Annotated in this window: 10 protein-coding genes; 9 read left to right on the plus strand and 1 reads right to left on the minus strand. The window is 47.4% G+C overall.

The window, feature by feature from the left end:
- Positions 1–79: 79 nt before the first annotated feature.
- Positions 80–1,192 carry a GGDEF domain-containing protein gene (locus tag GC096_RS34980; protein WP_171637251.1) on the minus strand — a complete coding sequence of 371 codons (1,113 nt, stop codon included), beginning with the start codon at positions 1,190–1,192 and terminating at the stop codon, positions 80–82.
- A 153-nt stretch (positions 1,193–1,345) separates the two neighbouring features.
- Between GC096_RS34980 and GC096_RS34985 the strand changes: the two genes are divergently transcribed.
- From GC096_RS34985 to GC096_RS35020, 9 genes are all read left to right on the plus strand, one after another.
- Complete coding sequence (locus GC096_RS34985) at positions 1,346–3,547, plus strand: ATP-binding protein (RefSeq protein ID WP_171637253.1); 2,202 nt, start codon at positions 1,346–1,348, stop codon at positions 3,545–3,547.
- Between the two features lie 222 nt (positions 3,548–3,769).
- Positions 3,770–4,348 carry a Pvc16 family protein gene (locus GC096_RS34990; protein ID WP_312886412.1) on the plus strand — a complete coding sequence of 193 codons (579 nt, stop codon included), beginning with the start codon at positions 3,770–3,772 and terminating at the stop codon, positions 4,346–4,348.
- A 13-nt stretch (positions 4,349–4,361) separates the two neighbouring features.
- The gene (locus GC096_RS34995) at positions 4,362–5,165 is read left to right on the plus strand and encodes a beta-sandwich domain-containing protein (protein WP_171637255.1); all 804 of its coding nucleotides are present in this window, start codon (positions 4,362–4,364) and stop codon (positions 5,163–5,165) included.
- Positions 5,166–5,291: 126 nt separating this feature from the next.
- The gene (locus tag GC096_RS35000) at positions 5,292–7,025 is read left to right on the plus strand and encodes a phage tail sheath family protein (protein ID WP_171637257.1); all 1,734 of its coding nucleotides are present in this window, start codon (positions 5,292–5,294) and stop codon (positions 7,023–7,025) included.
- 41 nt (positions 7,026–7,066) lie between these two features.
- A complete protein-coding gene (locus GC096_RS35005; protein ID WP_056612231.1) occupies positions 7,067–7,501 on the plus strand; it encodes a phage tail protein in 435 nt (144 codons plus the stop codon).
- A gap of 107 nt (positions 7,502–7,608) precedes the next feature.
- Positions 7,609–7,980 carry a hypothetical protein gene (locus GC096_RS35010; protein WP_068664310.1) on the plus strand — a complete coding sequence of 124 codons (372 nt, stop codon included), beginning with the start codon at positions 7,609–7,611 and terminating at the stop codon, positions 7,978–7,980.
- Positions 7,981–8,000: 20 nt separating this feature from the next.
- Positions 8,001–8,174, plus strand: a complete 174-nt coding sequence (locus tag GC096_RS39420; protein WP_312886413.1) for a DUF6760 family protein — start codon at positions 8,001–8,003, stop codon at positions 8,172–8,174.
- Positions 8,175–8,191: 17 nt separating this feature from the next.
- On the plus strand, positions 8,192–8,641 hold the full coding sequence (locus GC096_RS35015) for a phage tail protein (protein WP_171637259.1): 450 nt from the start codon (positions 8,192–8,194) through the stop codon (positions 8,639–8,641).
- 50 nt (positions 8,642–8,691) lie between these two features.
- Positions 8,692–14,559: a hypothetical protein gene (locus tag GC096_RS35020; RefSeq protein WP_171637261.1), complete on the plus strand. Its 5,868-nt coding sequence runs from the start codon at positions 8,692–8,694 to the stop codon at positions 14,557–14,559.
- Positions 14,560–14,996 lie beyond the last annotated feature (437 nt).

Raw genomic sequence — 14,996 nt, forward strand, 5'->3', positions numbered from 1 at the left:
CATGTATGAGGCTTAACACTTTTTTCCACGACAGCTCAAATGAAAAAAACCAGCAGCACTTCGCTCCTGGTTGTGAAGGTTATTCGGCTATAGGTATTTGAATGTCCGCAGCATGTACATGTATGCGATTCTTGCCGTTGCGTTTGGCCGTGTACAAGCATTCGTCGACAAGCTGGAACCAGGCCTTTTTCATCGTATTCCGATTATAGGTTGCAAGTCCAATACTCATCGTCAGCTTCTGATCAGGCATTTCTGGGATGACCGTGTCGCGTATCGATTCCATAATTTTTTCGCAAATAGCTAATACATCTTGATGCGATTTCCCAACGAACAATACGGCAAACTCCTCGCCGCCATATCGAAAGGACATATCATCTGGACCAAGCACCTCTTTAAGAATGGAGCCAATTGTTTTGAGAACAACATCGCCAACCCAATGTCCATAATTGTCATTAATGAGTTTGAAATTATCGATGTCCATCAAGGCAAGCTCCAAGGCTGTATCATGGGGCATATGAGAAATGAGGTGGTCCGTATGCTCTTGGAAAGAACGGTGATTAAACAACTCGGTAAGCGCATCAACCTTGGAAAGACGATCAATCATGACGTTACGAATCAGCAGATCTTGCTCGCGTATGACGGAGTGCTTAAGCTTGGCGAGCAGGTCGAGTCCACGGCTCATAAGGGTAAAACAAAGAATGAAAGTTGACGTCAAGATGGTAAGCGAGGCGATAACTTCGTAAGGGTTCGTTGTTTGTCCTTGTAAGATCTGAATAGACATTAGAAACAATAAACAAGCAACGCCGAGACTGTAGGCGAAAATAACATATTTTTCATGAAAATAAACCGAGGCTAATAAAATTGGCATGCAGAGCAGCTCAAAGCTGCGTGTCATTTCTGGAATGCAAAGGATGAATATACTAACCATGGTCATAGTCCATATGATCATGATAAACTCACTATAGTTCTTCAAATAGTGCATCGACAAATAGCCTACACCCATAAGAAGAAGCAGTAATATTGTAGGGAAAAGCTGAAAACGCACAAAGCTATTAAACCAATCCGACGGCTGCTCTTTAATTTCAAAGCATAGAGCAATCGTAGCAGCTACTTCATAAATAATGAGGATCCACCATAACGTTAGAATGAGTTTTCGATTCCAAGTCGGATCATGTGTTGGAAATTGTTCCATCAGAAGGTGGCCACTTTCCTTTCAGGGCAGTAGATGTCGAAATGATTTGTGCCTTATCCTGATATTGTAAAGAATAACCCCCTCTTTACGCAAGCTATTAATGATGTTAAACGATTTGTTTTGAAAAAAAATATATAGTCATTGGAGAGGCCTATGACAGCTCTAGGGTATGTGCATGCATGGGAACATTATAAGGACGAGCTTCAACTGCTAGATAAGAAGCTGGAGCTTCTCTATAAGCGACGTCAAAAGCTTACACCTGATCCGCAAACAGATTCATTCCGCGGGATGTTTGTATCGGAGGATGAATTTATTCGTCTCATTGGCGGCTTTGGCAGTGAAGAAGAGATTGATGAGGATGAGCAAGACATACTCAGTATGATAGAGCAGCTAGAGAGTGCCATTGTAAGTCGCCTTGCAGAAAGCCACAAGGGGGGCACATTTCTGCCGTTGGCCTATATATCGACGGTCTTCGGCTTCTCATCTGTAGAAGAACGCATCGTCATGCTGGGGCTTGCCGTGGAATTAGATCGGAAATATGAACGGATTTTTGGCTTTCTATTAGACGATCTAACTAGCAAAACGCCAAATATTAGCTTAGCGTTGCAAATTGCTTGTTCAAGTCCGGAGGACATGAGGGCTGCTCGTACGACCTTTATGGCACCTGACGGTCGATTGGCTCGCTATGTGTTGCACCCAGACACATTGGTCGTCAGTGGTCAGACGCTGCTATCTAGACCTTTACAGCTGGATAAACGGATTGTGACCTTCCTACTGGATTCAGGTGAGCTAGATCCGAAACTTAAGCCAGCTGTCGAGATGATCTATCCAGACGATGAGATCTCACCATTGCTGGTGCAGGAGGATTTCCAGCAGCGATTACACGGATTCATTACTGACATGTATCAAGCGCCTGCAGCTGAACGCAAACGGCTTGCCTTCCATCTCTGGGGGAATGCTGGTTCTGGCAAAAAGCTGCACGTGAAGCATCTCAGCCGCTCCTTCCATAAGCCGCTGCTATTGGTAGATCTTGCTGATGTGCTGCTGCATGCGGCGAGCTTTGAAGATCAGGTTAGCGTTATTATCCGCGAAGCGATTCTTCATCAAGCCATTCTGTGCTTCACACGGCTGGAGGTGCTTTACCCTGCAGAGCCGGACTTGGCTGCGCAGCAGCGGCTCGGACGGTTCCATGAGCTGCTCGACGGCTATGGCGGCATGGTGTTTCTCTTAGCCGGGCGATTCAACCGGCTAAGCTGGAAGCCCAAGAAGCGGCTGCTCCTTGAGCATGAACTTACCGTGCCTGACGAAGGCGGGCGCGAGCGCCTTTGGCGGGCATTCGCGGAGGAGATCGGCGCTGGCGCGGATGTGGACTATCGGGTGATGAGCGGGAAATTCCGCTTCACCCCTGGGCAAATACGCCGCGCGCTCTCGCTGGCGCGCGGGTACTCGTCCTGGCAGGATGCAGCTGCCGGGACTGACACTTCGGGCGCGCTGCGCAGCGACGCGCTGTATAAGGCCTGCTTCCAGCAGGTGCAGCACAAGCTGGAACGCAAAGCGACGCGTATTGAGCCTCGCTATGGGTTTGGGGATGTGATTCTCCCACCCGAGCAGAAGGATCAGCTCCGCAACGCGTGCAATCAAGTGAAGTATCGCGGCGTCGTGTACAACGATTGGGGCTTCGAGAAGAAGCTGGCCTACGGCAAAGGGCTCAGCATGCTCTTCGCCGGTCCGCCAGGCACCGGAAAGACGATGTCGGCACAAGTCGTAGCCGGCGACCTGCAGCTGGAGCTGTATAAGGTTGACCTCTCACAGGTGATCAGCAAATACATCGGTGAAACCGAGAAGAACCTGCACGAAATCTTCGAAGAAGCGCAGCTGAGCAACGCGGTACTGTTCTTCGATGAGACGGATGCGCTTTTCGGGAAACGGTCCGAAGTGAAAGATTCACACGACAAGTACGCGAACATTGAAACGGCTTATTTGCTTCAAAAAATGGAAGAGTACCAAGGCATCACGGTGCTCGCTACCAATCTATTAAATAACATTGATGAGGCCTTTCTGAGGCGGATCAATTATGTCATTAAATTTCCATTTCCGGATAGTGAATATCGGGAGAAAATTTGGCAGTCGATGTTTCCGCCAGCTGCGCCGCTTAGCCATGATGTTGATTTCAAATATCTCGCACAGCGATACGAGATTGCGGGAGGGAATATCAAGAACGTCGTTCTCTCTTCTGCGTTTTTGGCAGCTGAAGCGGGTGAATCCATCCGAATGCAGCATATTATCAAATCAATTCGGCATGAGTTGCAGAAATCGGGTAAAATTCTCGCGAGACAGGAATGGGAGGAATACTAGAACAGCAGATAAAGGGCAATTTTACAATTTTGTAAGATTGTCCTTTGTCGGTTGTATACACCGATTTTCAGCCAAAAATCGCCATTTTTCGGGACAAAAGCTTAAATAAATACAAGAATCCTATAGTCAACCTGACGGTTTAGATTTATAATAGAAAAAGATACACAAAGTGACAGATTAAGCATCTTTTTTACAAGATTTATAGGTATTTAGAGGCAGGAAGTGACACTCATAGGCAATTATTCTGTCATCGCTGATGTAAGTGCATCTTTAGTCAAGCTACTTAGAGAAAACATGACCCCAGATCCCATTCCGCAACCAGAAATGATTGGTCTCGCATCACCTGTAGATAAAGGGGATTTCTATCTTTCACTCTATCTATATAACGTTCGAGAGAGCGGAAATAATCGCCAAACCCATATGATTGCTAGAGGGACGAACGAGATTCAGTTTCCTCCGATGGTTGTCGATTTAAGTTACATGGTTACGGTACAATCGCCAGCTGAGCTTTCTTCGCGAGCATTGGATGAGCATCGCATTCTAGGCAGAGCGATGCAAGTATTCTACGATCATTCCATCCTTCGAGGTTCGATGACAGTGGGCACATTGGCTGAGCAAGATGAAGAAGTTCGTATTATCATGGATCCTTTTAAAGGCGAGAGCCTCATGAATATGTGGAATTTCTCAGACACCCCTTACAGACTCTCTGTTGCTTACACGGTGGGGCCTGTACATATTGATTCTACGCGCATCAGAACAACAAAAAGGGTTTCGGAAACCGATTTTCGTATTCAAGGTTAGGAGGATTCCACACGTGGATCAGATTCGAATTTCACAATTGAGATCCCGCGTTTCCCTGGTTGTGTGTGTGATTGACGCACTCACCTCTCAAGCTCCTCTTGGCAACACGACCACAGTTCACCTAGAAGGCACCCGTTCGAAAGCAATTCGTAAATCGAATGGTTCCTATATATTCAACGATTTATCCCCCGGCGAATACCGTTTATCGGTACATAGCGAGTATTATTTTCAAGAACAAACCAACATCACAGTTAACGCACACAATTTTATCGAAGTTGTTCAAATGAAACCGTTACCTTCGTACCCTTTTTCTCAAGGGGCAGGACTGATTCGCTTCATGCTTCAGAACGCAGCTGGCTCTCCAATTCGCAATGCTCACTTACAGTCAACCGTACTGACGGAGGACTGCGCGCGCGCGCGGGTTATGGTGGATCAAGCCGACAAAGGTGCTAATGAAATGACATTAGGTTCATTTACAGGAGGCATTGTAGTTGGTGATGTGTACCTGCTGCGAGGGAGGGGTTCCCAACCAGCGGAAGAAGTCATCCACATTTCCGAAGTGCTGGAGCACCAGAAACGGTTTCGACTCGCGAATCCATTGACGAAATCGTATTCTCGTGGCGCGATGCTGCTTCCCATTCAAGAAACCCGTAGTACGGAACGTGGAGAGGTTGTGATTGCTTTTCGAGGTAATCGGATCCCGACGTTTCATACCGAATTGGTTATTACGTATGGGACGGATAGCGAGCATACGATCAAGGATCTCGCAGTCGTAGAAGGAACAACCACTAACCTAGGCACGATACATCTCGCGTAACCCTAATTAGTAGAATGGACACGTCCATCTTCTATACAAAATGACAAGCAGAAAGGAGAGAACTGGTTTCATGTCTTTGGCCATATTTAATGAGTAAGCAGTGCCATCTGACTGAACTGGGGAACAATGGCTGACTATTTATCACCTGGAGTCTATGTGGAAGAGTTTGACAGCGGAGCACAACCGCTTGAGGGTGCAAGCACAAGTACGGCCGGGTTTATAGGGCTTGCGCAAAGAGGGGAAATTGAAGGTGTCCCTCAACTGGTTACGAGCGTAGCTGATTTCCACCGTTTATTCGGTAGCTACTTGTCCGAGAATGAATTCGGCGAATATCGTTTCCTTTCTTATGCCGTAGAGCATTTCTACTTAAACGGAGGCAATCGCTGTTTCGTTATGCGTGTAGCGCCAACTGACGCGAAAGTAGCAACGAACAAAGCGGCTACGAATAAAGAATCAGCAATTCTAGAAATTGCTTCCAAGAACCCTGGAACATGGGGGAACCAAGTTCGTATCGTTGTTGTGCCAGCTAGCAAAGCTAAGACGCAAATCTATGAAGTGCTAGGTGAAACACAATATCGAGTGAAAAACAACGCTGGCTTTAACGTTGGCGACGTAGTTGCTTTTGAAGCAGCAGGCGTGAAGCAATACAGCAAAGTAGTAGCTTCTCAAGATAACATTATCTCATTGTCTGAAGCTCTTGATGGCGATGTAGTTGATAGCGGACTTCTTCCATCTAAAGTATTGACGACAAGTGAATTCACACTTCACGTATTCTACGGTGACGAAGCTGAGACGTATGAGCGGGTATCCCTGAACATCACGGCAGCGAATCACATTGAGAAAATCGTTTCCCGCTCGAACATTATTACGGTGAAGGATTTGACTGAAGGTCAAGATCTTGGCGCAATTGCTCCTTTCGAGGTGCTTTCTGGCGAGAACGAATCCGTTGGCAAATTCCAAATCGCTTTGTCTGGCGGCAGCAACGGTTCCATCGCGAATGTAACGCCTGATATTTACATGGGTGTTGACCGTGGTCCGGGTAAACGTACAGGGATTCAGTCCTTCATTGATAACGATGTTGTGTCCATCATCGCGATTCCAGGTGTAACTGAGCCTACGGTTCAATTATCCCTTGTAGCGCACTGTGAAAACTTGGGCAGCCGCTTCGCGGTTCTCGATATTCCACGCGAGAAAACCAAAGTAACGGATGTTATGACACACCGTAACATTTTTGACAGCTCTTATGCAGCGATGTACAACCCATGGTTGCAAGTATTTGATCCATTAGACAAACGCAACATTTACATACCGCCATCTGGTTCCGTCATCGGTATCTACTCCCGTTCCGACCAATCCCGTGGTGTTCAAAAAGCGCCAGCGAATGAAGTTGTTCGCGGAGCAGTTGGCCTAGATTGCCAATATAACAAAGGCGAGCAAGATATTCTAAACCCACAAGGCGTTAACTTGATCCGTCATTTTGCAGGACAAGGTATTCGTGTATGGGGTGCTCGTACAACATCGTCGAACGGTTTATGGAAATATGTGAACGTTAGACGTTTGTTCATCTTTATCGAAGAGTCCATTAAGAACGGCACGAACTGGGTTGTCTTCGAACCGAATGACGAACAGCTTTGGGCACGTGTACAGCGGACGATTGATGCGTTCTTGACGCGGGTGTGGAGAGATGGTGCTTTGATGGGCGGAAGTCCTTCTGAAGCGTTCTACATTAATATTGGCCGCAGCACAATGACACAGGATGACATCGATAATGGTCGATTGATCTGCGTAATCGGGGTTGCTCCGGTGAAACCTGCCGAGTTCGTGATCTTCCGTATTACTCAGAAAACAAGAGAAGAATAGTCTAACGTTAGATATTACGCATATTAGGAAAGGGGTATATTATGGCTGGCGAACGTAGGGATCCATACCGCAATTTTAGATTTAGAATTGAAGTAGAAGGTATTCAACAAGCTGGATTCAGCGAAATTTCTGGATTTGATGCTTCCTTATCGGTAATTGAATACAGAGAAGGAAACGAAACCATCACGCCTCGGAAGCTTCCGGGTCTTGCTAAATACGGTAACATCTCATTGAAATGGGGAGTTACAGACTCCATGGATATGTACAACTGGATGTCAGAGTCCATTCAAGGTAAAATCTCTCGCAAAACGGTTACGATTATCGCAATCAATGAAGAGGGCGGAGATGTAGCTACTTGGCAAGTTATCGAAGCATGGCCATCCAAGTACTCAGCACCAAGCTTCAAAGGGACTGGGAACGAAGTTGCCATCGAGAGCTTAGAACTTGCACATGAAGGTATGACACGTACGAAGTAATGTTTAGTTAGAGTAGGTGCCGGAGCGAATACCTCCGGTTCCTGACTCTTCTTTTTGTTAACATAGAAGAATTTATTGTTTGTAACCACGAGGGAGGTAATGACATCATGGCTTTCAAAACAGAATATGAATTTGAACTTCCTAGAGGGTATGTAGATGACAATGGTACGCTTCACAAAAAAGGTGTTATGCGCTTAGCGACAGCTGCGGATGAAATTTTACCGATGCGTGACCAACGTGTTCAGCAAAACCCAGGCTATTTAACGATTATTTTGCTTACACGTGTCATTACAAATCTAGGGGACTTGCGTGCGATTGATACTCGAGTCGTTGAGAAGTTCTTCACAGCAGATTTGGCATTTTTGCAAAATTTTTATCGTCAGATTAACGAAATGGACGCTCCTAGGGTTCATACAAGCTGCCCGAAATGTGAGCATGAGTTCGATGTGGACGTGTCTTTTTTGGACGAGATGGCGTAACGGGCTACCCCATTGACAAAATATATGAAGAAGTAGGCTTCATTGCTTATTATTTTCATTGGTCACATGATGAAATTATGTCCATGGAACACCGTGAACGCCGTACGTGGTGCGAGGAAATTTCCCGCATCAACCGTAATTTGAACGAAGAAGGTAAAAAACAGCCAGACAATCCGTTTGATGTGTTTCGGTAAGAGGTGAGTAACAAACAATGGCAAAGAATTCATCCAAATTGCATAATGTAGGCGGCAACTTTCGTTTTCTCGTTGAGCTCGATGGATTGATCGTCGGAGGTTTCTCCGAGGTGACGGGCATGAAATCAGAGATCGAAGTAAAACCGTATTGGGAAGGTGGCTTGAACACCCATCCACACTACATGGTTCAACATACGAAATACCCGAACATTGTGCTTAAAAGAGGTATCAGCAACGCCAGCGAATTGTGGGATTGGTACAATAATGCGGTACAAGGCAAAATCAGTCGCAAGAATGGCTCTATTCTTTTGTACAACGTCGAGGGCAAAGAGATGTGCCGTTGGGAATTCACAAGCGCATTTCCTGTGAAATGGAACGGACCAGACCTCAATGCAGGCAGTGCCAATGTGGCGATCGAGTCAATCGAGTTGGTGCATGCGGGGTTGAAGACGATTTTTAAGAAATAAGATGATGGCAGAACGTTATTGCTACAGCAAAACTTTTAGGGGGATTGTTCATGAACTCTCGACAATCGCATAAACCCCGTGGAAAGAAGAAGGGTTCATTACGCTTTGCTGAAGGTAAACGTACGACTACTGTCGGCCAGACTTTTCGTCAGGCGAAGCAATTTGCCTCTGGCATTATGGAGAAGTATGGATTCGATCGGAATAATTATTTAGGTATGTTTGCTCTTATTTTTAAGGGCAAGGGATTACTGACAGACAAAGAACTAGCATCTATCAAGAACCCGAGTGATCGGGCTTGGATTCTGCAATTACAGCTACAACTGCAAAGCTTGAAACATCCTGAATCTGCACCTTTCATTACGAAGCAGCAAACGATTCAGCAAATTGAAAAATTAGTAACACAAAGTGGATATCGGTTACCGAAGCAAGTCCTTATCGATGGAAGTCATCATGAAGAAAAAAGTATGTCCTCTGAACAAATGGCGGCAGCCGTTGATGTGCCTGTCAAGAAGAAGAGGGGACGTAAAAGCAAGAAGGAGAAGGAATTAGCAGCCCAAATCCTAGCAGAACAAGAAATAATTAATGCTGCTAAACGTAATCTAGCACAGTCTAAACAAGAACCAATTAACATCGTTAATAAACGAAACTCACCGATTATGCAGCGTTCGATGAGGCAGCTCGTTGCTTCGATAGGTATGTTAGCTCATTCTACAAGCAGCAAGATGAATCAACCGAACCCTATGGTGAATGACGTTCAACATACAGGTCACAGAACAAATAGTAGCCAGAAAACAGTGAATTTACTATATAAACAAGCTTTGCGTGACAACAAGGATAATGGTCTAGTCCGTTTAAGTGAGCAGGATGGTCATCCAACAACTAGGGCGAATCATTCTAACGTTGCTCAGCATGTGGAAGCCATTCGGAGTACTTCCGTTTGGCTTGAACAGTTCCAATCTGGGAAGTTGAGTTTGGGACGAAATGACGATGAGGCTGTTGCCCGTTTATCTGGGCAGAGCATGCTGCAGTCGAATCCTTCTTTTCTCAATGTGGCTAAGCTGATTTTGCAAGAGGTAACGCAAACGCCAATGAGTCACCGCGGGTTGACACAGCAAGGTTCGCACAACCTGAGTGATCCTGAGGCGCCGAGTTTTAGCTCTACAGATTCTCAAACCCTCGGAAGTAGAAAGGCGTTAAAGCTGGGAGAAGGTCCTTTTTCGGAAGAGTCATCACCAGGTACAGTTCGCTTTATTCGTAGTCTACTAAGCAAACATGCTGAAGGGCAGGATGCTCAAGCGAGCAAACGACAGCCCGATGAGCAGGATCAGGCGGAAGGCTCTAGACGTACAAGAAGAAGTGAATCTTCCATTGCGAAGGGATTTCTTTCTTCCAGTCTACAACCAATGGCAATTAATGCTGCAAGCTTAACATCACGTTTACCTAGATCGATGCATGCTTCTGTAAGTTCTTCTAGTCCTAGTCGTTCTACAAATAGGGGAATTGATACGAGCACGACGAAGATTTGGCGTAAAACAGGTGATCAACAAGACACCGCTCAGCTACAGCCATCTTCACACGTGTTGCAAGAGCAAGGAACTTTAACAGAAGTAGTCCAGAGATTACAACAAGAACGTGATGAAATAAGGCTACAGGAAGCGGCATCGAGTCAGTCGCCAGTGCTCGAACAACTGCGTATTCAGCAAGACCAGCAGGAAGTACAACTGCGAGCACAAAGAGAAGAACTACAAGAGCAGCATGAAGTGCAACAACAGGTACAGCGAGAAGAATTAAAAGAGCAGCAAAGAGCGCAACAACTGGCACAACGAGAAGAGCTACAAGAGCAGCAGGAAGTGCAACAGCGTGCACAACGAGAAGAGTTGCAAGCGCGACAAGAAATGTTGCAACGGATCCCAAGAGTAGAACCACGAGAGCAGCAGGAAGCTCATGAACAGTTTACGCAAGCTCAGTCTCAGATTTCACAAGAGAATGATCAGACTACTAATCTAGTGCGTGAGCGGGAACGACAAGTTAGAGGGAATCATCAGGAATTGCCGGAACTACAAGCAACGCCGAACAACCAAGTACTTGGCTTACAACGTGAGCCTCAGGTAAGTCTAGGGGAGCAGGTAAACCTAGAAGAACCAGTGCAACAAGCTAAGCTAGAGCAACAAAAGCAGGGTGTGGATATTGTAGAGTCCGTGATTTTGCAACCGCTTGAGCAACCTGTTAAGCGAAAAAGAGGACGACCGCGCAAAAATAGCAGCGTCCAACAGACAAATACAGAAACAACAAAAGAAACAATCGTTGAATCCTCAGAGATCGCACCTACTCTTATGGATGAGCAATCCTTAGAGAAGACGACATCTGATTCCGATAGTGTGGGAATGCCAGAGCAGGAAAGAGTAGCATCCGAACCTGTACAGGTTGTGACAGCATATCCGAGTCAGGTATACAGAAAGCCTGCGCTTATGGAAAATAGACGTCCAAAAGCTCAGAAAATTCAAAGCAACGAGAGCTGGTTGCAGCAGCTCGTTACTATACAAAGACAACCCTCTTCTAATAGTGAATCATTCATTAGGAGTACAAATAGTGTAAACAAAGATGGTAGGCAAGTCATAACGAATAGGGCTTCTGCCCAGTTATCAATAAACGTAATGAAGCCTGATCTAGGTGCAGATGTGTTGGCTAGATCAACAAGTAAACTTAGAGATCAGCGCTTAGGAGAATCCACCATAGTTTCTAGGAAAACTAGTGGAACTTCGAGTGGGAAGGAACAGCGTGAAAGTAATCGGCTGCACCGTCAGCAGGAGAATCGAAGCGTAGACAGTCAAAGCCTACCTATCCAACGAGAGCAGGATGTATCAGAAAGTAAACCGCAAAAAGCAATTCCTGTCGAGCCCAGATTGAGGGATGAATTCCTTCCTCCTGCTACTACACCAGGGTTGCAAGTAGATAAAACTAGTCAACATCAGATAAAACAAGAAGACCAGATTCAAAGCAATAGGCTAGTGGTGAGTGACAAACGCTCTACTGGGAAGTTAACCTCTGAGATTGCAGCTAAAATGGCAGAAGCGAGCGTTCGGTCTATAGGAACGTTGGTTTCTACACCCATACAACAGAGAAGCACAGAAAATAGAGAAGTTGTTCGTCTATTACGGACTACTTTACGCCAAGCCGGAGTAAGTAACAACAGGATGGCAGATCTACAACAGTCTGATTTTCGAGAGGACCGTGCAGGAGCAGGTCCACAAGGGATAACAAGCAGACAAACCTTAGCCGCAGAAATCGCAGCAAAGGTAGCGCAAAGCAGCATGACCTTCGTGAATTCAAGCAAAGCTGCCATGAATGGCCCTCAGTTGCTTCAACGCAGCTTACGCCAACCAGTTAGTTTAGTGCAAGAGGGTGGCAGTCTGTTTTCAACAGAAGCGCTGAGGGAGAATAGGCCTCACAGCGCTGTGGGAGCAAGTGAAATAAAACCAAGTGTCAGTGAACAGGCTACTGGCAAACCAACGAATGAAACAACGGCTGTTGGGATCGTTCAACCAGCTAGTCATACTCCTCTTGATATAGTTAGGAGAGATGGAAGCTCTTCACGAGTTAATCAGGTGAAGGAGCAGCAAGCTAGTATACAGCGTAAAATCGACTTAGGACAGTTTATAGCTCGAAAACCAACGCTTAGCTCTCGCACCCAATCATCTTCAACAAGCAGTAGCGAGGGTGATGCTACGATTGCTCGCTCAACTGGTGAATGGATGAGAAGCAGGCTTACGCTACGGGCCGGGCGAATCGAGAATGGTACGGTAACAAGACGAGCTAGTGGATCAGATGATACGCAGTCCTTGGAAATGATCAGTGGTGCTCAGCAAAGAAACGTACAGCAGTTAGCTGATGCCGATCGGAAGGACGAGAGACAGCCGAATAGTGTTGGAAGCGTTGAACGAACAAGTGAAGCTGTAGCAGGGGAAGTGGGAGCACGCGCTCCTTCGGTCAGTGAGAATCCAATTTCAAGTAGCAGAATGATGGATGCACATATTGAACAACAAAATTCCGAAGCTGCTACACAGATCCAATTGAGCCGAATGGATGGCGAAGTTGATCCACAACTCAACCAGTCGGCAAGAGAGGTTGTTCGTGGAAAGCTTTTACAACGGCCAGCTTTTGTTGAAAATAGCAGGCAATTGAAACCGAACAACGGAATTGAAGATTCTCTGCGAGCTAGAAGTATAAGCAATTCAGTATTAGGAAAGCTCGTCCAGCGTTCACTAGGAATTACGAATGGTGTTCAGGTAAGAAGAGCTAATCAAGCAGACAACGTTCAATCACGTAGTGTATCGGTTGAAAGTGAATTCGTGCGTAGAAATCTCGTGCAAAGATCATCAGAGAACCAAATTAGGCAGAATGCAAGACAAGTTGCTATGCATGGGACTGAAGGGCGGATGGACAGAACGGTTGATTCAGCGCCAAGACGTTCCGAACAAAGCGCTTTTGGAAGAACAACAGGTTCTTCTCCGACTAATCGATCTGTTGATCTTACAAATCGTCGGATGATTGGTCTGAATACGATGGAAAGTTCGAACCGAATACCAGGTACAGCAGGTATTGGTACTGGCAATCTAATTCAACGAGCGAGTGAGAGTCGAATCAGGCAATTAATCAATAAAGCATCTGCCCAGGATATCAGGCAAGGAGTTTTGCAGGGGGCTGATGGTGAAGCATCACCAAGTCGTGGAGCAGTGAACTGGACTGGGGTGCAAGCCGAACATCTTCAGAGACGCATAGTCGTCGATGGCAGTGAGCGCGCGCCTATGCGGGAAGCACATGGTTCGGAGAATCGCTTGGAAGCGGAACGCTTGCAAGTGGATTCGGCGGAGCAAACCATCAGGGCAATGGTGAGCGCGCAGGTAGAAGAGCGCGCACAAGGGCTAGAGCCTGCGGCCGCTTCGCGGGCCGCAGAGACAGTCTCGGTCGCGCTTGCCGCACGCGCGCCCATGGCTCGCCAGAGCACGAGCATGACACCGCGTGTCATGCCGCTGCTGGCGAGCAGCGCAGGAGCGCTTCGCGCTGCTCCTGCGGGGATGGCTGCGGCTTCGCCTGCCGCAGCGGAACACCGACTGCCCGCCCGCGGGACGGGCAGTCTCATACAGGCGGCTGCCTCTGGCGGAGCCGCCGCAGCAACAGCTGGCGCGCTGAGCGGCGCCAGCATGACGAACAGCAGCAGCCAAGGCTGGGCTGCTGCTGCATTAACCAAGCCGCTGCCCACGCAGGTGCAGCGGCTTGCCAGCCCCGTCGGCGGCAGGCAAGCCGACGTCAACCAGGGCACGCCAGCGATGAGCGTGCCAATGCAGTCCCGCATGCAGCAGCCGTCCATCGGCGGGAGCCACCAGGGCACGCCAGCGATGAGCGTGCCGATGCAGTCGCGCACGCAGCAGCCGCCCATCGGCGCGAGCCACCAGGGCACGCCAGCAATGAGCGTGCCGATGCAGTCGCGCACGCAGCAGCCGTCCATTGGTGCAAGCCACCAGGGCACGCCAGCAATGAGCGTGCCAATGCAGTCGCGCACGCAGCAGCCGTCCATTGGCGCGAGCCACCAGGGCACACCAATGATAAGCATGCCGATGCAATCAGCAAGTCAAGAGCATCTCGCTTCACCACTCAGCATGCTGGAGCATAAACAAGCACCAACGAGTCAGCTTGCGAACGCACCGCTCGACATGGACTGGCTGCGCACCAAAACGAGCGCAGACTCAGAACCAACACCAACAGCGCCAGTCGATCAGACGCCGCCGGAGCTAAGTGAAGAGCAACTGCAAGAGCTGATTAAACAGCTTCCACAGCTGGATATCTCCAAAATCGCGGACAAAGTGTACCGCGAAATCGAGAAAAAAATGAAATTCGAACGGCAACGCCGAGGTATATAAGTTTCACGTAGTAAGTAGAGCGATATAGCTCTATAAGAAGTGGAGTTAGTCGATAAAATCGACTAACTCTCGAGCATGCGAGTGGCAATTATAGTGGAGTTAGTCGATAAAACCGACTAACTCGAGCGCGCCAGTGGCAATTGTAGTGGAGTTAGTCGATAAAACCGACTAACTCGAGCACGCCAGTGGCAATTATAGTGGAGTTAGTCGATAAAACCGACTAACTCGAGCACGCCAGTGGCAATTGTAGTGGAGTTAGTCGATAAAACCGACTAACTCGAGCACGCCAGTGGTAGTTATAGTGGAGTTAGTCGATAAAACCGACTAACTCCAGCACGCCAGTAGCGATTATAGTGGAGTTAGTCGATAAATTCGACTAACCCGTGTGCTTCGCTCTCTTCTCGAGAGGACTGGCGCAGCCGGTTAATCTATTTCAA

It is taken from the genome of Paenibacillus plantarum (assembly GCF_013141695.1).
Lineage (GTDB): Bacteria > Bacillota > Bacilli > Paenibacillales > NBRC-103111 > Paenibacillus_E > Paenibacillus_E plantarum.

Bases quoted from the DNA above. Each gene is read 5' to 3' on its own strand.
- GC096_RS35010 (WP_068664310.1), top strand. From the start codon at position 7,609: ATGGCTTTCAAAACAGAATATGAATTTGAACTTCCTAGAGGGTATGTA.
- GC096_RS35020 (WP_171637261.1), top strand. From the start codon at position 8,692: ATGAACTCTCGACAATCGCATAAACCCCGTGGAAAGAAGAAGGGTTCA.
- GC096_RS35005 (WP_056612231.1), top strand. From the start codon at position 7,067: ATGGCTGGCGAACGTAGGGATCCATACCGCAATTTTAGATTTAGAATT.
- GC096_RS34980 (WP_171637251.1), bottom strand. From the start codon at position 1,192: ATGGAACAATTTCCAACACATGATCCGACTTGGAATCGAAAACTCATT.
- GC096_RS35015 (WP_171637259.1), top strand. From the start codon at position 8,192: ATGGCAAAGAATTCATCCAAATTGCATAATGTAGGCGGCAACTTTCGT.
- GC096_RS34985 (WP_171637253.1), top strand. From the start codon at position 1,346: ATGACAGCTCTAGGGTATGTGCATGCATGGGAACATTATAAGGACGAG.
- GC096_RS35000 (WP_171637257.1), top strand. From the start codon at position 5,292: ATGGCTGACTATTTATCACCTGGAGTCTATGTGGAAGAGTTTGACAGC.